Source organism: Aquimarina addita (assembly GCF_039539305.1).
Classification (GTDB): domain Bacteria; phylum Bacteroidota; class Bacteroidia; order Flavobacteriales; family Flavobacteriaceae; genus Aquimarina; species Aquimarina addita.
Genome location: NZ_BAABCW010000033.1, coordinates 1 through 25,533 on the forward strand (window position 1 = coordinate 1; position 25,533 = coordinate 25,533).

Sequence of the window (25,533 nt, forward strand, 5' to 3'; positions counted from 1 at the left end):
AAAAAATCCTCGGTAATGAAATCTTCTTTCTTCATAAGTGCATAAAATTTAAAGTTAATAAAAAATAAAATACGGAGGTCGCGACCTCCGTATTTTAAACTTTACACACTTGGTGAGATACTACCTTTTTGTATTAAATTAGTGCGATTATTTACCCTTTTATTAATTAAAGGTCTTTTCTATAAGTTCTTCGTTTTTTATGCTGTACATGCTCATAATCTTTCCAAAGTGCCTGTATCGCTTTGTTTTCCTCTAATTCTGGATTGGTTTCTACCATTTCTATACCATTTCGAAGAAATGTTTCATTCATTTCTTTGAAAATAAGAGCGGTTACTCCCTTGTTTTGATACTCTGGGTCAATACCAATTAAATAAAAAGCAGCCGTATCATTACGTCGCTGTGCTTTTAAGATATGCAAAAACTTCAAAGGGTATATTTTGCCATTCATTTTTTTTAGCGCCTTAGAGAATGATGGCATTACAATTGAGAAAGCGATTAGTTTGCCAGATTTGTCTGCTATACAAGTTATGTACTCAGGATTAAGATATGGTAAATACTTTTTCTTATACATATCAATTTGATATTGCTGTATCGGGACAAATGTTTGTAAACTACTGTAAGTTTTGTTGAGTAGCTCAAACATATCATCGGCATATGCAAGAATGTCTTTGCTTTTTTTGAATGTAAGTAACTGTAGTTGGTATCTTTCTTTAATAAGTTTGGCGAACTTGATTACTTTTTCTTTGGTTTCTTTAGGTACTTTAATTTTATACTCTACCCAGGTCGCCGCATCTTGAAAACCTAATTGCTCAAGATGTTGTTGGTAATAAGGGTAGTTGTACCAGGTTATCATTGTGTTTAATTCCTCGTAGCCTTTAATTAATATTCCTGCTTTGTCCATGTTAGAGAAGCCTACAGGACCTTCCATATATTCTAACGAATTTTGCTTACCAAATTCACTAACTTTTTGTAATAATGCTCTAGTAACCTCTATATCATCTATAACATCAAACCATCCAAAACGTACTTTAGGTTTTTTTTGTTCTTTAACCTCAATCCAATTGATTATAGCTGCAATTCTTCCGACAACTTTATTATTTTTATATGCAAGAAAATATTTAGCTTCAGCGTTCTTAAATACTGGATTTTTAGACGGATCCATTACTTCCCTTTCTTCTTTGATTATTGCAGGAACATAATAAGGAGAATCTTTATATAATCTAAAAGGAAACTTAACAAATGTAGTTAAGTCTTCTTTAGTTGATGAAATTTCTTTAATAATAATCATAAAAGTACACTAGTTCGTGGCAAATATATAATCCTTTTTTAAATATAATACCAGTTATTGCTTGAAATTACAGAAATATTGAACTGTAATTTTGTGATTTTAGAGGATGAAAAAAGAATGAGTAGTTACGCGTGTTAAAACTAACTAAAACTCCTTTGTTATTTAATCTAATAATGACAAAGTGTGTGAAGAATTATAAGCTATTATAAAACTAAATTAATTAAAGTAGTTAGAAGGTTTTTGTAAAAAAAATCCACTGATCAATTTAATGATCAGTGGAATAGGATACTCAATAATAATTTTACTTATTATTTACACACACAACTATAGTATCCAGGATTTTGATAATCGTTATTTTGATTACATTGCATCTATTATAATTTATTTTTTTATTAGTAAGTATGTATTTGTAGAATTAATGAAGAAAAATTGTTTCATTAAGATAGAGAACGAACTGAATATAATTTAAAAAAGGCTAATTCAATATATCATATTCAAAACAGGTCTTTATACTATACCGCTAATTTCTAAAATTCATAATAGAGAACCATTTTTTAATATAGCACTGTTCTTGAACCTATAAACCTGTAATATTAGACAAGAACAGTAGCTATATTTAAAGTTTTTAATTAGTAACCAGGATTTTGAGGTAACAAGTTAGGATTTCTTTCAAGCTCATCTTCAGGTAGAGGTAATAAGTAATCATCTGAAGTGAAAAATGGTTTAGCTCCTTCTAAACCTGATGCACTAAAAACTTCTGGCCCTAATTTTCTTCTGGCAATATCATACCATCTTTTTCCTTCAAAAGCAAGTTCTAATCTTCGTTCTTCTAGTACATCGGCTACTGTAATAGTTCCTGTAAAATCTGCCGGTACAGCACTAGGAGCTATAGTTACTTCAATATCAGCACCAGTTTTTGTAGCACCACCCATTCTAGCTCTTGCTCTCACTTGATTAACGTAAGAAAGCGCAGATGCATTATCTCCTAATTCAACAGCTGCTTCAGCTGCTATTAACAAAATTTCAGCGTAACGAATCATGGAATAATTATGACTTGTTGCTCTAGCATTTCCCCGAGCAAAAGCTCCTGGATAACGCGTGTACTTAGCAATGTATGGTCGATTTTTAGCGAATGGATGTCCACTTATTGTAAAATTAGTGTAATCTACAATTTCACCATTAATTGATGCTTCATCATCTAAGCTAACAGCTCTTCTGTAATCACCAGAATCCCAAGTTGTGTAAACTTCTAATGTAGGGTTCGCTACAGACCATCCACCTCCTTGGTTTCTGTCATCTCCTCGAATACCAGTCATTGGAGCTAATTGATCATAGGCATTATCTTCAGCTTCAACATTATTATAATCTAATGAAAATATTGGTTCTGGTGAGGTTGCCACTACATCTGCGTTAAACAAATTTTGGAAATTGGAATCTAAAGCTAATCCGTAAGCTCCTGCATTATTGATAACTTCTGTAGCTTCAGTGTATGCCTTTTGCCATTCTTCTAAGGTTAAATAAACTAATGCTAAATATGAACTTGCAGCTGCTTTTGATGGCGTTGCTCTTGAAGTTTGAGTGTCTGGAAGCCATGTTTTTGCATATTCTAAATCATCGATAATTTTTTGATATACTTCTGCAGCTGGTGTTTTACTAATAGAAGCTGCTGAAGGTACGTCTGTTATAGGTTTGTCTACATATGGAATATCACCGAACAACCTTACTAAATGGAAATAGTAAAAAGCTCTTGCAAAATAAGCTTGAGCAATTACTGGATTTTTTAGATCTTCAGATGCCTCTACATCTTCCGCTCCTGCAATTGCTTGATTAGCAGCTGCAATTCCTTGATATGTTCTTGGCCAAAATTCGCTAATCATTCCATTACTGGCTAATGTAGTTAGCTCATTATTCTCCACTCTTCTAGTTTCGTCTGAAGCAAGATCTACCATATCAGAACGCAACATTAAAGCAATAGAAAGCTTTCTTCCCCAGAATTTTTCATTTATTGCGTGTGTAAGAGAGCCGTCTACAGCTGTTTGTATATCAGCCGTAGATTGGAAGAAGCCTTCTGGAGACAATAAACCTACAGGTTCTTCTTCTAAGTCAGAACATCCTACTAAGGATATTCCAATCATTACTAATAAAATTTTAAATATTTTCATTTTTTTAATGTTTAATTTACAATTAAAAATTAATTTTAACAATTTAATTTACAATTTAATTGTAAATTAAAATTTACAATTAACACTGAAGTTTACAGATCTCACTGTTGGGTAATTTCCAAAATCAAACCCTTGAGCTGTGTTTTGCGAAGTGTTATTATCCCCTCCAGATCCAAAGTAATTTACTTCAGGGTCTAAGCCAGAATAATCGGTAAAAGTTAATAAATTTTGTGCACTAAGAGAAAATCTAATATTTTCTATACCAATTCTTTCAGTGAGCTGTGATGGTAAATTATAACCAATTGCTACATTTTTTAGTCTAATATAACTACCATCTTCTACAAAACGAGATGAAATTTCTCTATTACTGTTATTTCCTACACGAGGAGTATCTGTGTTAGTGTTTGTAGGTGTCCAAGCACTATTATAATAATCACTAGTGGTATTAGCATCTCCATTAAACAACTGTACGTTTGTAAGATTAAAAATTTCTCCACCTTGAGATCCTTGGAAAAAGATACTTAAATCCCAATTTTTATAACTAAAGTTATTGGAAAAACCAAAAGTATAATCTGGATTTGGGTTACCTATAGTTGTTCTATCAGCTTCAGTAACTGTGCTGTCAAAATTACCATCTTCATCTGCAATATCTTTAAATAATGGGTCACCTGCTACAGCTCCAGCTAAAGTAGCCGTTCCTTGTGGTAAATCACCTCCTTGATATACACCTACATATTCATACCCCCAAAAAAGACCAACTTCTTCACCTTCTCTTAGAACATAACTTCTGTCGTGACTAAAATAACTTGGAGTTGCATCAAAAAATAAATCTGCATCATTAACTAAACTTACTACTTTATTTTTGTTAAAAGCTAAGTTGAAATCTGTGGTCCAACTAAAATTATCAGTAGTTATATTTCTTGTATTTATAGAAATTTCTAATCCTTCATTATTAATCTCTCCAACATTTGCCAAAATATCATCACCGGTATATCCTAAATATTCTGTTATACTATTATCTGTTAAAATTAAATCTTTAGTATCAATATTATAATAATCTACAGAAAGAGAAATTTTATTACTTAAAAAGCCTAAATCTAAACCAATGTTTGTTTGATAAGATGTTTCCCATTTCAGATTAGGATTTTGAGGTTGTTCAGGAGTAATAGCACTTACGGTCTCACCATTATTTGAAGCATACAATGGTTCAAACCTTGCTAAAGATTCATAAGCCCCTATTGAAGGGTTTCCAGTAAGACCATAACTTGCCCTCAATTTTAAATTAGACAAAGTTTCACTATCTATAAGGAATTTTTCATTTGAAATTCTCCAACCCAAGGCTGCTGAAGGGAAAATAGCATATTTCTCATTTTCAGCAAAGTTTGATGCACCATCTCTTCTTACAGTAGCTGTTAATAAATATCTATCATCATAATCGTAATTAACTCTTCCGAATTGTGATTTAATTACTACTTCCTGGATAGATGAATCAGGTTGTAATATTGTAGTTGCAGATCCTAAAGCATAGAAAGAAAAAGCGTCTGAAAGGAAACCTGTGGCTTCAGAATAAAAATTTTCAGAAACTGTATTTTGATATGAGATTCCTGCTAATAACGTTAAATCACCTTTTCCAATTTTGTTTTTGTAGGTTAAGTAATTTTCACTCAAGACACTAGTCTCTTTATCGTATTCAACTATAGCTCTTCCAGCAATACCTCCTGCTGTTTGTTGTAAAACCGAAGGAAGATAAATACCTCTGTTCTCATTTTCAGTACTAAAACCTAGGGTTGTTTTAAAAGCAAGGTTTTTAAAAATGTCATAATTTGCATAAAAATTTGCTCTAAAATTATCGGTCTTAGTCTCATCTATTCTTTCTGTTGCAACAGCAAAAGGATTATCCACTGGATCTCCAACAGTATTACCAAAGTTATAACTAAGATCATTTTCAAATATTGGTTGATCCGGAGCGTATCTCATTGCTAATGTTATAACATCATCTGCGCCTCCAGAAACTGAACCATCTGACTGAGTAGTAGCTCCATTCTTAGTCCCTCTGCTACCGAAAAGATTTAATCCTAATTTTAACTTATCACTTACTTGAGCATCAACATTAGACAAGAAAGTCAATCTTTCAAAATCAGAATTTATTATAATTCCATTTTGTTTAAAATAATTGGCAGAAGCATAAAAATTAATTTTATCCGATCCTCCTGAAAACGAAAGTTGATGATTGACAGTGCTACCTGATTTATAAATTAAATCTTGCCAATCAGTATTTGCAGGTCCTTGAGAGTATGGTATAGCTACTTCATTGTTTGTTATAGCAACATTAGTTCTTACATCATTTTGATAAGCTGCAAATTCATCAGCATTTAATAAATCTATTCTATTTGAAGTGTTTTGAACAGCATATGTTGTGTTGAATTCAACCGATAGCTTACCACTTTTACCTTTCTTTGTAGTCACAAGAACAACTCCATTTGATCCTCTGGATCCATATATTGCAGTTGCTGACGCATCTTTTAAAATTTCCATGGATTCAATGTCATTTGCCTGCGGAAAGGATGCTCCTACAAAACCATCAACTACTATAAGTGGAGAACTACTTGCATTAATAGAAGTGTTTCCTCTTATTTTTATATTGATAGGTGCACCTGGTTCGCCACCATTATTTGATTGAACCACTACACCAGCTGCACGTCCCTGAAGCGCTTGTGCGGCATCTAAAACGGGAAATGCATTTAATTCTTCTGATTTTACTGAAGATACGGAACCTGTTATATCACTTTTTCTTCTAGATCCATATCCTACTACAACGATCTCTTCTAGGGCGTTATCTAAAGCCAATGAAATATCAATTGTTGTTTGATTAGTAATGTTCACGGTTTGCGTTGCAAAACCAATATAAGAGAATTGTAAAACATCTCCAGAAGATACGTTGATGGTATATTTACCATCAAAGTCTGTGGCTGCCCCTGTAGAAGTTCCTACAACCAGGACACTTACTCCTGGAATAGGTTGACTATTGTCAGCAGAGACTACAGTACCACTTACTGCATAACTATCTTGAGCATGCATTGTAAATTGACATAATAAAGCCACTGCTATAATTAAAAGTTTTTTCATGTGTAATTGTTTCATTGTTTAATTTTGTTTAGACATAAGTATATAGTTTACTTGACTATACGAAACTTGTGTGTAATTCGAATACTTAATACGTTGATAATAAAATGTTTTTGCTATATCTATAACTATGTTATTTTATTATTAAGTATGATTAAGTACGTATCCGCTATTATTCTTTTTAATGAACTTCTCCCTCTTACTGAAGTAATTATAGAATAATTAAAAGGTTCGGTCTTACCTGTCCTTTTTATTATAAAATATGATTTACATAGGCATCTTGTTTTAATTAGTTTTACAGTAATTATATAGGTCTTTGAAATGTACTTTTAAACTTAATGTAGCTTCATCAGGATCTTTATTTTTTATAGCGTCCACAATATTTTGATGCTCTTTAATTAACTTAGCGAAATTAGTACTGTCAAACATCTTTTTTGCAACATAATTAGTAATTATCTCTGGAGTCAAAACAAGCATTAGAGAATTGATCACGCTATTACAACTGGCTTCTGCAAGTTTTAAATGAAACAAAAGGTCTTCGTTTATTCCATCTTCATTGTCTTTAATTGTTTTTTCTATATATAATTCATGAGCTTGTTGAATTTGATATAACTGCTTATCCGTTCTTCGTTCAGCTGCTAATCGAACTGCTCTTGTTTCTAAAATCAATCGAGTCTCTATTAAACATCTAAAATCCGGGGTTTGAAGATGCAGAATATTGGCTATCATAGAATTGAGCGCGCCAACACCCATTTTTGAAACAAAGGTTCCACTTTTAGGCGATTTTTTGACCAATCCATAAAATTCAAGCTTTTGTATAGCCAATCGTAACTGACTTCTGCTAGCATCAAATTTTTCTGATAATGCTCTTTCCGATGGTAATTTATCTCCAGGTTCTAATTGCCGGGTATTTATTAAATCTCTAATTTTTGCTATCACCGTTTCTACCCCATCTTTAGGAGGTAACTGGTTGGTGTTTAGGTTAATTCTCATATTTTTTTTGACTGGTTAACCAGAGTGGTTGACCAAATATAAGAGATTTATTTTAACTTACGCACTTATAATGTTAAAATATCAAATAAAATGCAATAAAAAGTTAAATTACTATTGACATTCTTAGATTTAGGTAAATAGTATTCGTTTATTATTTATTTTGATTTTATTTCAAAGAAGTATTTAAAATTTGTGATTATCGATATTTACAAAAGTTTGTACAAAGTTTAATATAATTTCAAAATGAAAGGTTAAAACTGTTTATTTGTTCTGAGTAGAATAGTAGAGTTTTAGTAGAATAATTCACAAAAAAAGATGGTCTTTTGATAAAAACCATCTTTTTGGTAACTTTTAATGTTTATAGTGAGTTGATTATAAAAAATAAAAAATTCTTTATATGAGGATTTTTATAAATTATTATATAGCTGTAATATTAAAAATTTAATCGAACATATAAAACAGGACAGTATCCATAATTTCAGTTTACACAGTTTTTGGACACTACCATGTATAAAAGAAGAATCTTATTTCTGTTGATTCGCTTACTTTATTTGTGGTGGTTTATTAATTAACCATCTGCTTTTTCTTCAGCTTTTTTTCGTTTTTCTTCTTCTTTTTGTCTTTTCTTCTCCTCTTTTAAACGTTGTTTCTCTTCTTTCTTTCTGCGTTTTTCTTCTTCTTTATCTGCTTTTTCCTGTTCCTCTTTGAGTTTGTCATACGCAGCGTCAATATCTTCTTCCTCTTCTTCTTTCTGAACCTCTATTTTTTCTTTTTCTTCTTGTGCAGAAATTTGAACATCGAGATCTTCTAATTTTTTAAGTTCTTCATCAATTTTTTGAAGTTCATCGTCCAGTCCTTCTTCTTGTTCCATTTTATCAAGTTCTGCATCGATATCTTCAATCATTTTTTGTTTTTCTTTTTCAGCTTTGATTTGAGCTTTTTCTGCTTCTTTTGCTTCTTTTGCTTCTCTCTTCAGTCTTCTGCGTTCTTCTTTCTGAAACTTTTTATCACTCTTTTTATCCAGTTTTTCTTGCTCTATACGCTCTCGTTCCAGACGTTCTGCAGTTCTTCGTTCATCTAAATCTTGCTCCATTTCTTCTCTCATACTATCATCTTCAAATTGATTGATAAATGGAGTTTGTTCTAGTTTCAGACTGTCATTTTCTATTTCTTCACCTCTTTCATCGATATTTATACCTTCACCATCTTCGTCTTCACCTTCGCCTTCGTTTTCATTTTCATTTTCTTCAATTCCACTTTCTAATCCAGCTTGTTCTAAAATCTCATCTTTTTTATGCCAGTCAAACCTGTAGGACGCTCCAAAACTAGCAGTAAATATGGATGGTGTATCTTTAAAATTAGTAGCAATATTAGCATCAATTTGTAAGTCATTATTAAATAAATAAGCAGCACCTAATCGTATAATGTTGTCACTGTAAAAATCACTTTTTTGTCCTTGGTATTCACCAAATATTGCCCATTTTTCGTTAATAGTATGTGTTGTAGTTACGAACCATCCAAAGGTAGGAACATCGGTGGTTATTTTATCAACAATAAAATTAGTGACTAAGACCCAACTACCGGCATTGCTATTATACCAATTGTTTTGTGTCATTACTACAAACTTAGGGCTAATAGTAGGATCTCCTTCAAAAGTAAAAGGGTTATCAGGGCTTACATAATTCATACCTACATATGCGGAAACTGCAGGAATTAAGCTTTTCCATTTAAAACGGTGTTGATCTTTCCAACTATTTAGGTTTATAGAATCTTCTTTAGGTCTTTTATAAGGGTCATAAATAAGATATTTTGCACCTATTGTATTATACTCAAAATCGGTACGTCTTATCTTTTCTTCATTGCCTCCAATGGTTTGTCTAACACCTTCACTTCTAAAACGACCATTTAAACGTATTTCCAGCTGTTCTATTAACAGACCATATCTTATGGCATAGTCAAATCCAAATACATTACTTTTAGTTTTTAATAGCTCATGCTTTTCTTTTCCAAAACCTAAACCACTTTCGATTTGTAATACATTATTTCCTACAGAGAATGCACCCTGAGAAGTACCAGGTCTGTTAGAATTAATTTTCTCGGTATACTGTGCCGATGTAGATAGCCCAAGTAGGAAAAGGCTAGCCAAAAGTAGCATTGATTTAGGACGCATATTTAATAGATTTAGGTCAAATATAGCAGATTTTATCATTTTTTTAGGAATGACCTCATCTATTTGTATGGAGAGTTTCCTATTTTTGAAAAAAAATAATATGCAAGAAGCTTCTTTTATAGGGGTATTGAAGGTAATTCTCATTCTATTATTAATATATTACGGATTAAAGATACTAACGCGTTTATTTGGTCCTCTATTGCTTAAATATGTAACAAAGAAAGCTGGAGAAAAATTTAAGCAGCAATTTAATCGATATCAACAACCTGATTCATCACCTAAGGATGAAGTTACCATTGAAAAAAAGTCAACTAAAAAATCCGGTAATAAAGATATCGGAGAGTACGTCGATTTTGAGGAAATTGACTAATTTGGCACTTTAGTCGCCTTAAGCGTATATTTGATTCCCTATTTTATTATTAATGCTTTATTTTTGAATGTTGTCTTTATTGATTTATTCCTAAAGATTGTATCAAAAATGTGTATAGTGGAAAATAAAAGCTATCGTTTTTGGTTACTCAATAATTACATAATATAAGACTTGTTCAAAAAATTGCTTACTACATGATGCCTTTCCTTAAAAGATTTTTACCACATTTACTTGTAATTATAGGTTTTATTATAGCTTCTCTTGCTTATTTTAATCCGGTTTTAAGCGGCAAGATGCTATATCAAAACGATATAAAACATTACCAGAGTATGGTGAAGCAACAAAATGATCACCGTGAAGCTACAGGAGAGGAAACCTATTGGAATAATTCACCTTATGGAGGTATGCCTACTTACCAATTAGGAGCAAAATTTCCTCATGATTATATGGATAAACTGGATCGAATGATCCGATTTTTACCCAGACCAGCTGATTATTTGTTTTTATATCTGTTGTCTTTTTATATATTATTATTAGTAATGCGAGTCCCATGGAAATTTGCGATCTTGGGGGCATTGGCTTTTGGTTTTTCATCCTATCTAATTATAATAATAGGAGTTGGGCATAATTCTAAAGCGCATGCAATTGCTTATTTTCCACTAGTGCTGGCAGGGATTTTATTGGTGTATCAGAAACGTTATATCTGGGGATTCATATTGACCGCATTAGCTATGGGATTAGAGATACAGGCAAATCATTACCAGATGACCTATTATCTGGGCTTATTAGCATTTGTATTTGGAATTGTCTATTTTATAGATGCTTTATTAAAAAAAGAACTCAAACATTTTTTCAAAGCATCTTGTTTGTTGTTAGTTGCTGCATTATTAGGACTGGCTACAAATGCTACAACATTACTTGCAACTTCAGAATATGCAGAAACTAGTATTCGTGGAAAAAATCTATTAGCAGAAGAGACTGCGTCTTCTTCAGAGAAAAATGGATTAGATTATGATTATATAACACAATATAGTTATGGTAAATTAGAATCTCTTAATCTTTTTATTCCTAAACTAATGGGTTTAGGGAGAGCTTCTGATTTGGGAACAGATTCTGCCTTTTATCAAAAACTAATTGAAATAGGACAGCCAAGAGAAGAAGCAAAATACTATGCTGATGTAACTGGACTATACTGGGGTGACCAGCCTTTTGTAGAGGCACCTCCGTACCTTGGAATAACCGTAGTTTTTCTTGCGTTATTGGGATTATTACTGGTAAAAGGAAGATTGCGATGGTGGTTAATTTCAGGAATGATATTATCGCTTACATTAAGTTGGGGTAAAAATTTGGAGTTTCTAACTCGTTTTTTTATTGAACATATTCCATTATATAATAAGTTTAGAGCAGTTTCTAGTATACAGGTGCTTTTGGAATTACTAGTGCCCATAGCAGCTGTTTTTGGAATTTATAAATTATTTGACGAGAAAATTTCTTTAGCAGAAAGAAAAAAGAAGTTTTTGATCTCTTTGGGTGTATTTGGAGGATTATGTATTATTTTCTGGTTATTTGGAGGTAGTCTGTTTAGTTTTAAATCGCTATCAGATGTTGAACTAGCTTTGAAACAACCTATTATTTTTGATTCCATAAAAGAGGATCGAATTACAATCATGAAAAGTGATACATTACGGTCTTTAATCTTTATTTTATTAACGGGGAGTGTCTTATGGTTTGTGTTAAAGAAAAAGTTATCACAGAATATCGCATTAGCCTGTCTAGGAGTCTTAATACTAGCGGATTTAGTATCTGTTGATAGACGTAGTGTGAATAAAGATGATTTTATTTCTAAGCGTGAGTATAAAAACTATTTCCAACCAACAGCGGTAGATACTGAAATTCTTAAAGATAAAACTTATTTTCGAGTATTTGATCAAGCTAGAGGATATATGAATTCTCACACAACATATTTTTTTAATACAATTAATGGATATTCTGCGGTTAAACCTAGAAGAATGGAAGACGTTTATTATGGCCACATTGAAAAAGGAAATCTAGAGGTTGTTAATATGTTGAATATAAAGTATGTAATTCAACAGAATGAAAAACGGCAACTAGATGTTCAGAAAAACCCATCAGCTAATGGAGCTGCATGGTTTGTAGAAGAACTGCAATTTGTAGATGATTATAAAGAAGAATTTGAAGCTTTAAGTACAATAAACACAAAGAAAACTGCAGTTATAAGAATTGATTATAAAACTGAGTTAGGGGCTTTTGATCCTGTAAAAGATAGTCTTTCTACCGTTGCTATTTCTAAAACAACACCGGATCATCTGGCATATAATGTATATGCCTCTAAACCAGGGTTTCTTGTTTTTTCTGAAACCTATTATGAACATGGGTGGAACGCTTATATTGATGGAGAATCAGAACCTATTTATCCTGTGAATTATTTATTAAGAGGTCTTAAAGTCCCTTTAGGAAAACATACGATAGAATTTAAATTCGAACCGCAAGTTGTAAAGACAGGTAGTTCAATCACATTAGGTAGTTCTGTTTTATTCTTAATACTTCTTATAGGAGCTATGTTTATAGAATATAAAAAACACAATTCGGTTTCTCAGAATGATGAATTATAATAGGTTTTGAAAGTATTACTTATTACATATTATTGGCCACCTGCAGGAGGTCCCGGAGTACAACGGTGGCTTAATTTTGTGAAATACTTGAAGGAATTTGGTATAGAACCAATAGTGTATATTCCAGAAAACCCTACATATCCCTTAGAAGACTCTTCTTTAGTATCTGAAATACCTGAAGGAATTACAATACTTAAACAGCCTATTTTTGAACCATATCGTTTTGCTAATCTATTCGCTAAAAAAGAAACAAAAACAATTAGTAAAGGAATAATTCCTAAAAAAGGTAAACAATCTCTTATACAGCGTATGTTACTATATATACGAGGTAATTTTTTTATACCGGATGCACGTAAATTTTGGATACAACCTTCTGTGAAGTATTTGAAAGGCTACATTGTCGACAATGAAATCCATACCATAATAACGACAGGTCCACCTCATAGTGTGCATCTAATCGGTAAAGAGTTAAAAAACCAGTTACCTATAAAATGGGTAGCTGATTTTAGAGATCCCTGGACTACCATAGGATATCACAAACAACTTAAACTTTCTAATCGTTCTAAGATGATGCATCAAAGAATGGAAAAAGAAGTGTTGCAATCTGCTGATCAACTTTTAGTAACCAGCTTTACTACTAAAATAGAATTTAGAGAAATAACGAAACGGCCAATATCAGTGATTACAAATGGGTATGATCATGAAGTGATGGCAAATACACCTTTAGATCAAAACTTCACAATTTCTCATATTGGCTCCTTATTATCCGGACGAAACCCAAAACAATTGTGGAGAGTGTTACAAAATCTCGTACAGGAATCTACTGATTTTGCCACATTCTTTCGTTTACAACTGGTAGGTGCGGTTAGTGAAGATGTATTGTTTTCTATAAAGGAAGCCGGATTATCTGATTTCCTGGATCTTTCAGGATATGTTTCTCATCAGGACGCTATTCGTATACAAAGTAGTTCTCAGTTATTACTGCTAATAGAAATAGACAGTCCGGAAACACGATGTATTATTCCGGGTAAAATTTTTGAGTATATGGTTGCTAAAAGACCTATTTTAGCTATTGGACCCAAGGGTGCTGATATTTCGAAGTTAATAGAGGAAACAAACACTGGTAGATTTTTTGAGTATCATGAGTACGATCAATTAAAAAAGCAGCTTCTTGATTATTTTCAAAAATTTAAACAAAAAGAACTTTTAGTTAGTACAACAGGAATAGAAAAATATAGTAGGAGGGAACTCACTAGAGAATTGTCTGAGGTATTAAAAAAAACTATAAATTTTTAGTGTACCTTATTATGGCTAGTAGTAAACTTGATCAAAATTTAATTAAAACTTTTGTGTTTGATACTCTACACTAAATATTAAATAGATACATGGGAATCGTACTTAATCAATCTATCAGAAATTTGATCGTAACCTGTATTGGTTTTGGGATTGGTGCTGTTAATACGTTGTTTTTGTTTACGAATTTTCTCGATAAAGAGTATTATGGGTTGGTGTCCTATTTATTATCTGCTTCTAATCTGATATGGCCATTAATGGCTTTTGGAGTTCATAATACAGTAGTAAAGTTTTATTCATCGTATACAAACTCACAGGAACAGAATCGTTTTCTAACGATGATGTTAGTTATACCATTTTGTATCGCATTAATTGTAGGAACTATAGGATGGGTTTCTTACGGGTATATTCTTGATTTTTTTGGAAAAGAAAATGAGATTATACAGTCCTATGCATGGACAATCTTTGTATTGGCGATCACGCTTTCTTATTTTGAAATTTTCTTTGCGTGGGCAAAGGTAAAATTGAAAAGTGTTTTTGGAAATATTATGAAGGAACTCTTTTTACGCATATGTACCATGATCCTATTGTGTGGAGTATATCTGGAAATACTAACAGTAAGTCAATTTGTATACGCGATTGTAGGTGTATATTGTATTCGATTGTTTATTATGATAGTATACGCATTGAGATTACATGAATTTGTACTTAGCATTACATTACCTACTAACTATATTTCAATTCTTAAATATTCTTCATTAATCGTAATTGCAGGATCTGTAGCTTCTTTATTAATTGATATGGATAAGACTATGATCGAACGCTTTTTACCGATAGAGAATGTTGCCAAATATGGAATATGTGCCTATATAGCCAGTGTGATTATTATCCCGTCTCGTGCTATGCATCAAATTACGTACCCATTAACAGCAAAGCTGATTAATGAGAAAAAAATTAATGAATTGAGCATTTTATATAAGAAAAGTTCATTAACCCTTTTTACTGTAAGTGGATTGTTATTTGTATTGATCATCTGTAACGTGCAGGAACTTTTTATGTTGATTCCTGATACGTATGAATTATTTATATGGGTAGTCATATTAATTGGTTGTGCTAAATTGTTTGATAATTTACTAGGTACGAATAATGCGATTTTATACAGTTCTGATTATTATAGAATTGTATTAGTAATTGGAATGGCAATGGCGTTTATCGCTTTTGTATTAAATTGGATATGTATCCCATATTTTGGTGTTATGGGAGCAGCAATTGCAACTTTTGTAGCAGTATGTTGCTATAATTTATCTAAGCTATCGATAGTGCAGCGTAAATTTGGCATGCATCCTTTTTCTAAGGGTACTTTGCTAATATTTTTATTAATTGTGTGTTTTGTGATGGGTTTTTATTTTTGGGATTTTAGCTTTCATCCTCTATTAAATATTAGTATCAAAAGTATATGTATTAGTGGTGGATATTTGGGTTTAATTATTTGGTTTAATGTGTCACCAGATATTACAAATATCGTTACCAGTTTATTTAAGAAGTCTGAAATTGGATAAATAGTATGAAGTGAGATCAAAAAAATAGACTCATATAATCTTCCTTTTATTATTCTTTATTGTCGTTAATTTTAATAGCTATGCTATGTAAGCTAAATAGCTTGTAGTGCCTAAAAAAAATATTACATTTTTTAGTTTACAATAAAGGTAGACATTAGAATAAGATATACTAAAAAGAAAATCCCCCGAGGTGCCTATGGCATACAACTCTGGGGGATTTTCCAACTAACCAACCAAAAAATTAATTTCTTCTTGTTTTTATATTTTAACTTCTACTTCTTGCAGAAGTTGATCTTGAATTATTAGAACTTGCTTTTCTACTAGAAGAAGTGCTTCTTTTTTGCGATGCAGCTCTAGCTTTAGAAGAAGTTGTTCCTCTACTTGTAACTCCAGTATTATTAGAACGTTTTGATGTGTTTCTAGATGTAGTTGCTCTATTAGTCTTATTAGCATTAGATCTAGTTGTAGTAGCTCTTTGTTTAGTTGCTGTTCTATTACTTACTACATTTTTTCTATTTGTATTAGAACGGTTCGCTACTGTATTTCTAGTATTTTGACCTGTTCGTGCACTAGTTCTAGACGCTGTTGATCTACTTGTAGAACGTGTATTCACTTTTGCTGGTGTACTTCTAGTCACTGCTCTTGATCTTGTTGTAGGAGCAACTCTATTGTTTCTCGATACATTATTAGATCTGTTTCTGGCAGTACTATAGTTACGATCATTTCTTTTATACATCGCAGTTCTCTGATTACGATTTCTATATGCTAGATTTCTTGCTGTATTTACTCTAGTTCCTCTGTTAAAATTGGTTACTCGACTATTAGGTCTGTAATAGGTACGGTTTCTATAAGGTTGTGCATAAAATCCATTATGGTAATTGTTTCTAAATACGGTAAAAGAGGCTCTATATGGTGTATAAAATCTTCTATAAGGTCTATTATATACAATACATCTAGTAGCTAACGGAATTGTAAAATATGCATGAAAAGGTCTGTATACATAACGTCTGTTATAGTTATTAATATAGCCTGTATAGTTTACAAAATTACCATATCTGTTATAGTTCACATATAATCCACCTACTTGTGCTACTCTTCCGAAGTTGTTATAATTAATATAAACATCTCCAGCTTGACTTATTCTACCATAATAATCGTAGAATACAGGAACATTTTCGATCTGTACTACTGCCCCATAATCATCATATTGTACATAAGCATCATAATTGTATCCTGAATTAAAACTTATATTTACTCCTGGACGGTTAATGTTAACACTTACTCCTGAGGTTCTCTGAGGGTTTACATAAAAATCAAATTGACCATCTGCATATACAGAGAATTCTACGCCATTTTCATTAAAAATAAAAGACTGCCCATTATTGTAAGCATAATTAGTAGATGTTTCTGTCTTATCAAATGCATTAGCAGAAAATGATGCCACTAATAAACCAGTAAAAAGTATAATTAAATTTTTCATAATCTTTGGTTTTAAAAAAGTAAAGAAGTTCAATTTCGTTACTCTCTTAACTACTATCAAGCAGCGTGCCAAAAATTATAACTATAAAGAATGTAGCATCATTTTAAATTTATTTTTTGATTTAAATTATTGTTTTTTAGATAGTTAATTTATTTTTTTTAGTATAATTGATTTATCAGGTATTTTTTTTAACGATACCTTTTTACCTAATTCTTTTTTGCTGAATTGCGATCATCGTATTATGTGCTTGTAAAACTTCTTTATATTTCTCTGTAGATAATCCTCCTGGATTGATTTGATATAACATATCTTCACCTTCATTCTGAATGGAAAGAAATAATACATTTTATTTAGATTTCCAGATTGTAAAATGATTTTCAAACCCTTGGCAAAAAGGATTAGAATCCATAAAATCATTGTAAACTGCTCAATCAATATCTGTTAAGATCGCTATAGACAATTTTATAGTGCTAATTCAGTATTCGGTTCTAGTTCTAAGAGTTTACTAATTTCTGTTGTGTATTGACCTTTTTTTGGAAACTAAGTTGTTGAATTCTTTTTCTATGGAATTATCCATTTCTGTATTTTCTTCAAAAGGAATTATTGAGTATGCTAGCCTTAGGAATTTCATTTTTTTAGAAACTCATCAAACAATTGTTTTAAGCTTTTTCTTCTTTTAATATTAAATTTTAATTATTGTTCTAAAATTCATAGATTTTGATATAGTATAGTTTTACTAGTCAAATAGATTTCCGTCTATTTCACTTACTCTAACTAATTTATTTCCATTTTTAAGAATGATTTGTAATCCGTGCTCTTCTGCCCATCTACAATTCATTAATAACTTAACATAAATATCTTTATCATTGAGGTATCTGTCTTTTGTGATGACAACTTCATAAAGAAAAATATGTTCCCAAATTTTTTCTTGAGATGTAAGATGTATAAGAGGTTCCATTTGTTTGATGGCGCTTGTCATCCACTTTGGAGCATCATTAGCAGATTTGTAAACCTTTAGAGTTTCCAGATATCCTACTGCATTATTAAAATCTATCCATTGTGTATAAGTGGTTTGCTCTATTTCTTTTTTAAGACTTTCAGAGTACTCAAATAAATTTTGAATAGCATTATCTGTTTGTTTCTGATTGTATATTCCTCCATAATCAGAATGATCAACCATAAAGGGTACTTTAACATCAGGAAAAAGAGGAATTGATACAGGGGTTTCTGTAATCCAATCCTTTTCCAAAGGCCAATCTTCTGTATTTTGTTTTAAAAGCCCTAAATGTTGTAATTTCATATCTATTAATAGGTGTGCTTGATTCCATTTTCTTCAGCATTACGAATTGCTATTTCCATAAGAGTATTTAATTTGAAATCATATATTATAAGTGAATTTTATAGTTCCTTAATGGCTGCACTGCATCAACTTCATCAGAAGGAGCTTGAGAATCCATAAGTCTTGCGATTTTAATATATCCATGCTCATAAATTGATTATACCTGTTTATAAACCTTCAGAGAAGTATTATTAAATTCTTAGTTACTTCTGTAATTTTTAATTTTTCAACTTTTTCTATATGTTCATTAACACGAGTGATTTTGACAGTTCTTATATAGGTTGCATAACAATCTACAGATTATTCACACCATTTATAAAAACTTTTAAAGATTTAGCTTTTTTTGACTCTTTCATTATAGCGATATCTTTAGAACCTATTAATCCAAATGAATTAGTATTTAATGTGATACTGTCAAAGTAATTTTCTGGAGTATCAAAATTACAGGATGTAAGAAATATAATTAATGTTGTTAAGAATAAAAGTGTTTTTCTCATGAGATTGCTGGACTACCTGTTTTATGTATTATATATGATTTAATATTTTGATATTCTGATTTACTTTCTAATAAATTACTTAAAATTGCACGCTTACCACCATTATATTTGATAGTTAAAATAATATTATTACTTACTTTAGTTTCGTTTAGAGATATAATATCGCCATATTTAATGTTAGTTTTTTGTCTTTTTAAGCCTACTGGTGGAATAAGTATAGACTCTTCATTCAATACAAGAAATTCTGTTTGATGAAGCTTAAAGTATATCCCAATAATACTAGCAATAACAAATAAAAGGCTTGCCGTAAAAAGTATCCAGTAGAAAATGGTGGCACCCATTTCTGATAATTCAATAACTCTATTGATTACAACTCCTTTTTTATTGTAAACAGCTTTCGTTAAAAAAAGAATCGCAGTCGCACCAAATAATAATAACCCCAGAATGATACCAGTCCAGCTACTTTGATATGCATATTTTTTTTCTTGTTGATTCATTTACGACTTATTAATTTTATTAAACATGATACATACACCTATTATATTTCTGAAAATTGTTTATGGATATAATTTGGCACTTCCTCTTAAGGTATCTTTACTTTAGTTTTTTTCTGATTGCTACACTTAATCCAATAAGAAGAATGATACCTATAACATAAAAAAACCAGCTATTTGATGATTTAGGCATAACCTTGGGGTTCTTTACAGGAATAGATTGATTATTATGTAGTAAGGAGTCAACTGTTTCTTTCGCCTTAGCGTTAGATATTTTATTGTTTTTATTTTCGGTTCTATAATTTACTGTTGTTCCTACCAGAGTATCAGTTAAATATTCGTGGTTATTACGCCATTTTGCAGATGCTTTTTGGATTCGTTCTCCCAGTACTGGTTCTGAGTAGTATTTTTTGCCAAATTCTATTTCAGGTTGTTTACCTTGCGCAATCCATTTGATTTCATCATTTTTTATACGATTAAAAAATTTTTGACCGAGTATCCGTTCTTCTTGATACATAGCTTCTAAATCTTTGATAGTAAATTGACTTCCGCGTTTCTTTGTGTACTGATGAAACAATACATACTCTACTCTTTTACGATAGACTTTTTCTGCTTGTTTATTTTTGCAGTCATATGATGCTTTTAGATATGCTCTTGCGGCTAATTGTCTAGCCCCATCTTTCCAACCTGTAGCCATTAATAAATCGCCTAGTACTTCAGCCAGAATAGGAGAATCCGTATTCCCGAATTTCATCATTCCCATAATACCAATAATTGCTTCTTTGAGTTTTTTATGAGGAAGCATATTAGATCTCTTATCAGATGGGATTTCAAATTTTTCATCTTCAATACTATTAATTGTGTCTAAATGTTTATTTAATAAAAAGGTATAAAAGTTATCTAATTGTTTAGGATTGGGGAGTGCTTCAGGGTTTTTCTGAAATTTTGATGCAAGAGGCAGTGGAATTTTACCATTCACTTTTTTAGAAAAAACATATGCTGCCAGGTGTCGTTGATAAATTTCTCTACCAAAATGAGCATTGGGATTCACATCAATTGCTCGATCAATATAAGTAATACCGGATGCTAAGTCACCATTATGGATATAAAAGGTTCCTAAATTGGCAAGTGTTTCATATCTGTTAGGTTGTATTAATAGTTGCGAGTGACCAATCTTTATAGCCTGTTTATCATTTCCCGTTTTGGAATAGGAAACAGCTAAATCATCCATTAATGAAAGACTATCCGAGTTTGTTTGTAGCTTCTCTTCTCTATCTTTGATACGCCAAAAATGATATTCCTGAGAGTGTCTTAAAAAATTTCCAGATAATAATTCTATGATGTTAGGGAACCGTTGCCGTTCCATCTCCACGGTATCGTAATCCCAAAAACAGGCAAAGATTACACTTCCTGTAGAGAGAAAAAAAAGTAGTAAAAAGAATTTGTATTTCATTAGTAATATAAATATGCTAATAATATTTGATGATCAATTTACAAAAGTTCTAAAAACTATATGTACCATTTTATAAATTGGAACTCTTATATGCTTCATGTTTTAGATATTTGGTTTATGAATTATGTGTCAAAATGATGCATTGATGTATTGTGAATTGAAAATATATCACAGATACAAGGATTATTAATTTAATGCATTATTATGCCAATAATAACAGTTACAGAAAGAAAAGAGTGTTATAAAGAGTTTGGGAGTAGGTTAGTTTCTCCATATAGTGATGTTAATGAGCCTATGACAGTGGGCTTATATAAGCGTATTATAACTACAGCCATAATTCAGAATATAAAAAAGAAGCCTATTGTTGTTTTCTATTTGCAAATTGATGGTAGAGAAATACCAAAGCGAGATTGGACGCACGAAATGAAAAAAAGTGCTGAGCAATATGCAAAGGATTATCTTGTCCCTGATGCGGGTAAAAAATATTCTTTACTTGGAAAAATTTTATTTTCTTTTGCTAGTATTGGTGTTTTAGCTGCTGGTGCTTCTATTTTTTACATATTATATTTTTTCGCACCACGGCAAAAATTAAATTTTGAGGAATTTGTTGCCATACCAAAAGTGGGTGATAAGTATTACGGATCAATACGTCAAATTATAGATGAGAATAAGACACCTAAGATGTTACATGGATGGATAAAAATAATATCTGTAGTTCCAGAAGATAGTATCATTAGTTATACCACAAGCACTAGGTTAGGAGGATTAACTTTTGAAACTTTTGATGCAGAACATAACAATTTTACTACAACTATTTTAACTGGTAAATTTAATGCAAGAGAAAATAAACAGAAAATTAGCATTATTTCATCAGACAGAAAAAATGTATTTGAATGTCAGGTGATTAGTAATGAAACTAAAAATTATAAAATTACTGCAAAATAGTTTTCTTATTTATGGAATTACTTCAAAACAGCCCTTTACATCGTGAATATCCTGTGAAAAAAGACTCTTTTTTGAAAGCATATCAATATTTAGAACCCGGAGTTCAAATTCTTATTTCAATTATTGGTATCGTAACTATATTCTTTCTTTTAGTAATAATTATGGGGGTTTATGAGGTCGTAAATATGCCTCGTCAAGATGATGGGATGTCGTTTCAATACTTATTAGAAACTGACTTTTTATTTATAATATTTGGTGTCTGCGCAGCTTTAGTTTTCTTGTACGTATTTCTAAACAAACAGCGAGAGGTAAGTGTAAAAGAACAGTTAATGTATTATGAGCTAGGAAACGTATATCCGTTAAATACAGAACAAAAAATGGCATTACGTCTTAATTTAGTCAATGTTTTTTATTTTGGGAATTGGTCAGAGACATTAGAATATATGCCAACAAGTATAAGATTACAAGGAAAAAAGTTTAAACCTAAAACATTTGATATTGAAACAGAAAAATTAGCACAACAGTTATTGAATGAAAATTGGGGTATCCTTCATAAAAAGCATTTTTATGATATGGTAGGACAATTATTTGATGGTATGCATTCTCAGTTTTTTGCTAGCGAAATGCTATCAGATGTCGCAACAAATATGATAAGTCGCCTTTCTGGTTTGATAAAAAAATCAGAAAAATATATTTGTAACACTAATATATCTAGTCATAATAAACCTAAGCAATTTATCTGGGGTTTTGATTTATGGCGTGTAATCCCTATGAGTAGAGATGCATTTATGGCAGGTTATATAACAGAAGAAGAAGCATGGAAAGAAATTTTGAGAGCATCAGGACTGATCTATTATCTGTTCGATAGTCATGAGGATTTTTATAATAACTATCGATTAGGTAATGCCTATTGGAGTAATGATTTTAAAACTACTTCAGAACGAATAGATCGATGGTGTTATTTTGACAAACATTGTGATTGGCCTTTACGTCACCTGGCATGGACTCGATCAGAATTTATAGAGTTGCCTGCGATTATGGAATCTAACTTTAAGGAATATCTGGATCAACAAAAAAATATCAACAACAATTCAATTGGATTTAGAAAATAACTAACTAGGTATATCTTTTGTGTAAATGTATAGGACACCATAGAAAACCTGTAACTTTAGTAAAAAAAATCATGGAAACAGAAACGAATAAAAATAAATCTAAAGAAGATGATTTTGCCACATTGATTCAGGATTTATATACTTTTAAGAAAAAATTAGATCCTTTTAGACGTATGACTTTTTTACCTGTTACAGAAGAGGTAAAACTAAGGTTTTCCAGTGAATCCAAAATAGGCGGGTTACCTTATTTGCGTAATGAGAAAGATTGGCCTGTTTGTCCTATCTGCAGTAAAAATCAAGATCTTTTTTTGCAATTAGACCTCAGTAAATTACCTAAAAATGAACAAGAAGGATTGTTACAATTGTTTTATTGTACGTCCGGTGAGGGAGAATGCGAAAATATGTTTGGTGCTTTTGATCAAAATAAAACGATACGTAAAATTGAGGTTCAAGGTGCACCTGTTAAGGTGAAACCTAATATAGATAAGTTATTTAGAGAAAAAGTAATCACCAGTTGGGAAACGCATTATGAATATCCTCATCCAGAAGAATACAATGTACTTGGCATTGATAAACTTGTATACGATGATATAAGCGATATTCTGGATGAGCGCGGGATTACATTGCCTATTCGTAAGGATAAACTTTATGGATGGCCATATTGGATACAGGGCGCGGTATATCCATTTGACAGAAAAACGAATACTCAGATGCAAGTTATTTTTCAATTAGCTGCTCACGATAATCTTGGATATGGATTTGGTGATGGAGGCATTGGTCACTTAACCCAAAGTATAGATAATGAAAATGAATTTGGTTTTGTCTGGGCTGGTCATTAGTATTTTATGACCGAAAGTATCAAAAGCTGGCAGAGATTTACTTTATGTAGTGAGGTTTATGCAAGAATATATTCTCAGATTTAATTGAAAATGTATTTCTATATAGAAAAATGAAAAAGGGTAAAATGTTTAACAAATACATATTACAAGTAAGTTTACTAATCGGAGTAGGAATTTTTATAAATCGCTCACTATGGATTGAATCCGTTAAAATTCAATATACTGATAAGGATAAAAAAGTCTCTTATAAAACTCAGGAACGTGAATTGAAGCATGGGGATTTAATTTTTCAGACATCTTTATCGAATCAAAGTTTAGCAATACAAATTGCCACGGATTCTAAATATTCTCATGTAGGAATAATTTATAAAGAAGGGCAGGACTTTTTTGTCTATGAGGCAGCTAAATCTGTCCAATTGACTCCCTTACATATATGGATTGCAAGAGGTGAAAACAAAAAATTTGTAGTTAAAAGATGGAATCAAAGTAGCAAATTTTTGACTAAAGAAGGTATAAAAAAAATGAAAATGATCGGGGAGAAATATTTAGGAAAAGAATATGACCTAAAATTCGAATGGTCAAATGATCGAATTTATTGTTCTGAGTTAGTTTGGAAAATCTATAAAGAAACTTTTGATGTAGAAATTGGACAGTTAGAAAGAATAAAAGATCTTAATTTATCCAGTGAAACAGTAAGAACTAAATTAAAAGAAAGATATGGAAATACTATTCCAATGGAGGAGTTAATCATTACACCAGATCGTATGTTTAAATCAAAAAAAATAGGGGTAATCACTTCTAATTGAGGTTGTAGAGTGAAAGCGTTAATGCGTAGTACAAATTAAAAAAAGAGATTTTTTATAGTTTATACTGATATTATGGAAAAGGACTTAGCGATATTAGATACTTATTTGAGAAAAATGAGACCAGCTTATTATGAAACTTTACAAGAAGGATTATCAAAAGATCAAATTAAAAGAATAGAGGTTATGTATATGATACTCCCAATGCTTAGGACAGGATAAAGATATTTTTAATTTCTAAGAAGCCATTTGTTTTTGATAAAATATTTGATTTGGAGGTACTTTTCCGATTTCAGTATGTCTTCTTTTGGTGTTGTAAAACTCAATATATTCTTTTACTTTTTGATATAAATCTAATCCACCATTAGGGGGATTGAGATATATTTTCTCATATTTTAGTGATTTCCAAAACCGTTCTATGTATATATTATCAAGAGCTCTGCCTTTCCCGTCCATTGAGATTTGTATCTGGTGCTTTTTTAGAGCAGTTATATATAGATCACTTGTATATTGCGAACCTTGATCTGAATTATGGATTTTAGGGGTTCCATATTGCTCAACAGTATTATTTAATAATTCGGTACACCATTCTGCACTCATTGAATTAGAAACACTCCAGTTCAATATTTTTCGGCTGTGTACATCAATGATAGCAGCCATATACATAAATCCACGAAACATAGGGATATAAGTAATATCGGTTTGCCAAACCTGATTAGGGTGATCAATCTGAATGTTTTTCAATAGATATGGATAAACATAATTCGTTTTATCTCTAATAGTTGTTTTTGGTTTACTATAAATGGTTTGAAGCCCCATTAGTTTATAGAGCCTTCGGATTCTCTTGATATTGACACGATATCCTAAATCTAAATTAAGATAATCGGTCATACGCTCTACGCCATAATAGGGATGTTCTAAAAAGTACCTATCGATCTCTTTCATCAACTTTAAATTTAATAGACTCTCGCCTTTAGGTT

20 protein-coding genes are annotated in these 25,533 nt (G+C 31.3%); 9 read left to right on the forward strand and 11 right to left on the reverse strand.

The window, feature by feature from the left end:
- Positions 1-166: 166 nt before the first annotated feature.
- From ABD816_RS21360 to ABD816_RS21380, 5 genes are all read right to left on the reverse strand, one after another.
- Positions 167-1,288, reverse strand: coding sequence for a GTP cyclohydrolase (locus ABD816_RS21360; RefSeq protein WP_344930887.1), 1,122 nt, complete (start codon positions 1,286-1,288; stop codon positions 167-169).
- 629 nt (positions 1,289-1,917) lie between these two features.
- Positions 1,918-3,450 (reverse strand): RagB/SusD family nutrient uptake outer membrane protein, encoded by a 1,533-nt coding sequence (locus tag ABD816_RS21365; RefSeq protein ID WP_344930889.1) that lies wholly within the window; start codon positions 3,448-3,450, stop codon positions 1,918-1,920.
- Between the two features lie 66 nt (positions 3,451-3,516).
- Positions 3,517-6,576 (reverse strand): SusC/RagA family TonB-linked outer membrane protein, encoded by a 3,060-nt coding sequence (locus tag ABD816_RS21370; protein WP_344930890.1) that lies wholly within the window; start codon positions 6,574-6,576, stop codon positions 3,517-3,519.
- A 282-nt stretch (positions 6,577-6,858) separates the two neighbouring features.
- On the reverse strand, positions 6,859-7,566 hold the full coding sequence (locus ABD816_RS21375) for a FadR/GntR family transcriptional regulator (protein WP_344930891.1): 708 nt from the start codon (positions 7,564-7,566) through the stop codon (positions 6,859-6,861).
- Positions 7,567-8,134: 568 nt separating this feature from the next.
- Positions 8,135-9,736 carry a transporter gene (locus ABD816_RS21380; protein WP_344930892.1) on the reverse strand — a complete coding sequence of 534 codons (1,602 nt, stop codon included), beginning with the start codon at positions 9,734-9,736 and terminating at the stop codon, positions 8,135-8,137.
- 100 nt (positions 9,737-9,836) lie between these two features.
- Here ABD816_RS21380 and ABD816_RS21385 point away from each other — a divergent pair, with 100 nt between their 5' ends.
- The 4 genes from ABD816_RS21385 to ABD816_RS21400 all read left to right on the forward strand — a co-directional run bounded on the left by ABD816_RS21385 (position 9,837) and on the right by ABD816_RS21400 (position 15,591).
- Positions 9,837-10,106 (forward strand): DUF4834 family protein, encoded by a 270-nt coding sequence (locus ABD816_RS21385; RefSeq protein WP_344930894.1) that lies wholly within the window; start codon positions 9,837-9,839, stop codon positions 10,104-10,106.
- A gap of 194 nt (positions 10,107-10,300) precedes the next feature.
- The gene (locus ABD816_RS21390; protein ID WP_344930895.1) at positions 10,301-12,739 is read left to right on the forward strand and encodes a YfhO family protein; all 2,439 of its coding nucleotides are present in this window, start codon (positions 10,301-10,303) and stop codon (positions 12,737-12,739) included.
- Positions 12,740-12,745: 6 nt separating this feature from the next.
- A complete protein-coding gene (locus ABD816_RS21395) occupies positions 12,746-14,035 on the forward strand; it encodes a glycosyltransferase family 4 protein (protein WP_344930897.1) in 1,290 nt (429 codons plus the stop codon).
- Between the two features lie 89 nt (positions 14,036-14,124).
- Positions 14,125-15,591, forward strand: a complete 1,467-nt coding sequence (locus tag ABD816_RS21400; protein ID WP_344930899.1) for a lipopolysaccharide biosynthesis protein — start codon at positions 14,125-14,127, stop codon at positions 15,589-15,591.
- A gap of 265 nt (positions 15,592-15,856) precedes the next feature.
- On the opposite strand, the gene ABD816_RS21405 is transcribed toward ABD816_RS21400, so the two are convergent.
- From ABD816_RS21405 to ABD816_RS21425, 5 genes are all read right to left on the reverse strand, one after another.
- Positions 15,857-17,071 (reverse strand): hypothetical protein, encoded by a 1,215-nt coding sequence (locus tag ABD816_RS21405; protein ID WP_344930900.1) that lies wholly within the window; start codon positions 17,069-17,071, stop codon positions 15,857-15,859.
- Between the two features lie 736 nt (positions 17,072-17,807).
- Positions 17,808-18,371, reverse strand: coding sequence for a DUF6985 domain-containing protein (locus tag ABD816_RS21410; RefSeq protein ID WP_344930901.1), 564 nt, complete (start codon positions 18,369-18,371; stop codon positions 17,808-17,810).
- A gap of 332 nt (positions 18,372-18,703) precedes the next feature.
- Positions 18,704-18,907 carry a hypothetical protein gene (locus ABD816_RS21415; protein ID WP_344930902.1) on the reverse strand — a complete coding sequence of 68 codons (204 nt, stop codon included), beginning with the start codon at positions 18,905-18,907 and terminating at the stop codon, positions 18,704-18,706.
- Entirely contained in the window at positions 18,904-19,404 is a 501-nt protein-coding gene (locus ABD816_RS21420) for a hypothetical protein (RefSeq protein WP_344930903.1), read from the reverse strand. Before ABD816_RS21420 ends, ABD816_RS21415 begins: the two co-directional genes overlap by 4 nt.
- A 97-nt stretch (positions 19,405-19,501) precedes the next feature.
- Positions 19,502-20,854: a tetratricopeptide repeat protein gene (locus tag ABD816_RS21425; protein WP_344930904.1), complete on the reverse strand. Its 1,353-nt coding sequence runs from the start codon at positions 20,852-20,854 to the stop codon at positions 19,502-19,504.
- A 204-nt stretch (positions 20,855-21,058) separates the two neighbouring features.
- Here ABD816_RS21425 and ABD816_RS21430 point away from each other — a divergent pair, with 204 nt between their 5' ends.
- The 5 genes from ABD816_RS21430 (at position 21,059) to ABD816_RS21450 (ending at position 24,775) form a co-directional block, all read left to right on the forward strand.
- On the forward strand, positions 21,059-21,799 hold the full coding sequence (locus ABD816_RS21430; protein WP_344930905.1) for a hypothetical protein: 741 nt from the start codon (positions 21,059-21,061) through the stop codon (positions 21,797-21,799).
- Between the two features lie 11 nt (positions 21,800-21,810).
- Entirely contained in the window at positions 21,811-22,911 is a 1,101-nt protein-coding gene (locus tag ABD816_RS21435; protein ID WP_344930906.1) for a DUF1266 domain-containing protein, read from the forward strand.
- 71 nt (positions 22,912-22,982) lie between these two features.
- Positions 22,983-23,750, forward strand: a complete 768-nt coding sequence (locus ABD816_RS21440) for a DUF1963 domain-containing protein (RefSeq protein WP_344930907.1) — start codon at positions 22,983-22,985, stop codon at positions 23,748-23,750.
- A 125-nt stretch (positions 23,751-23,875) separates the two neighbouring features.
- Positions 23,876-24,556: a YiiX family permuted papain-like enzyme gene (locus tag ABD816_RS21445; RefSeq protein WP_344930909.1), complete on the forward strand. Its 681-nt coding sequence runs from the start codon at positions 23,876-23,878 to the stop codon at positions 24,554-24,556.
- Positions 24,557-24,628: 72 nt separating this feature from the next.
- The gene (locus tag ABD816_RS21450; RefSeq protein ID WP_344930910.1) at positions 24,629-24,775 is read left to right on the forward strand and encodes a hypothetical protein; all 147 of its coding nucleotides are present in this window, start codon (positions 24,629-24,631) and stop codon (positions 24,773-24,775) included.
- Between the two features lie 15 nt (positions 24,776-24,790).
- Here the strand turns inward: ABD816_RS21450 and ABD816_RS21455 are convergent.
- Positions 24,791-25,533: IS3 family transposase (locus ABD816_RS21455; protein WP_344930911.1), on the reverse strand; the 743-nt coding region annotated here is incomplete at its 5' end.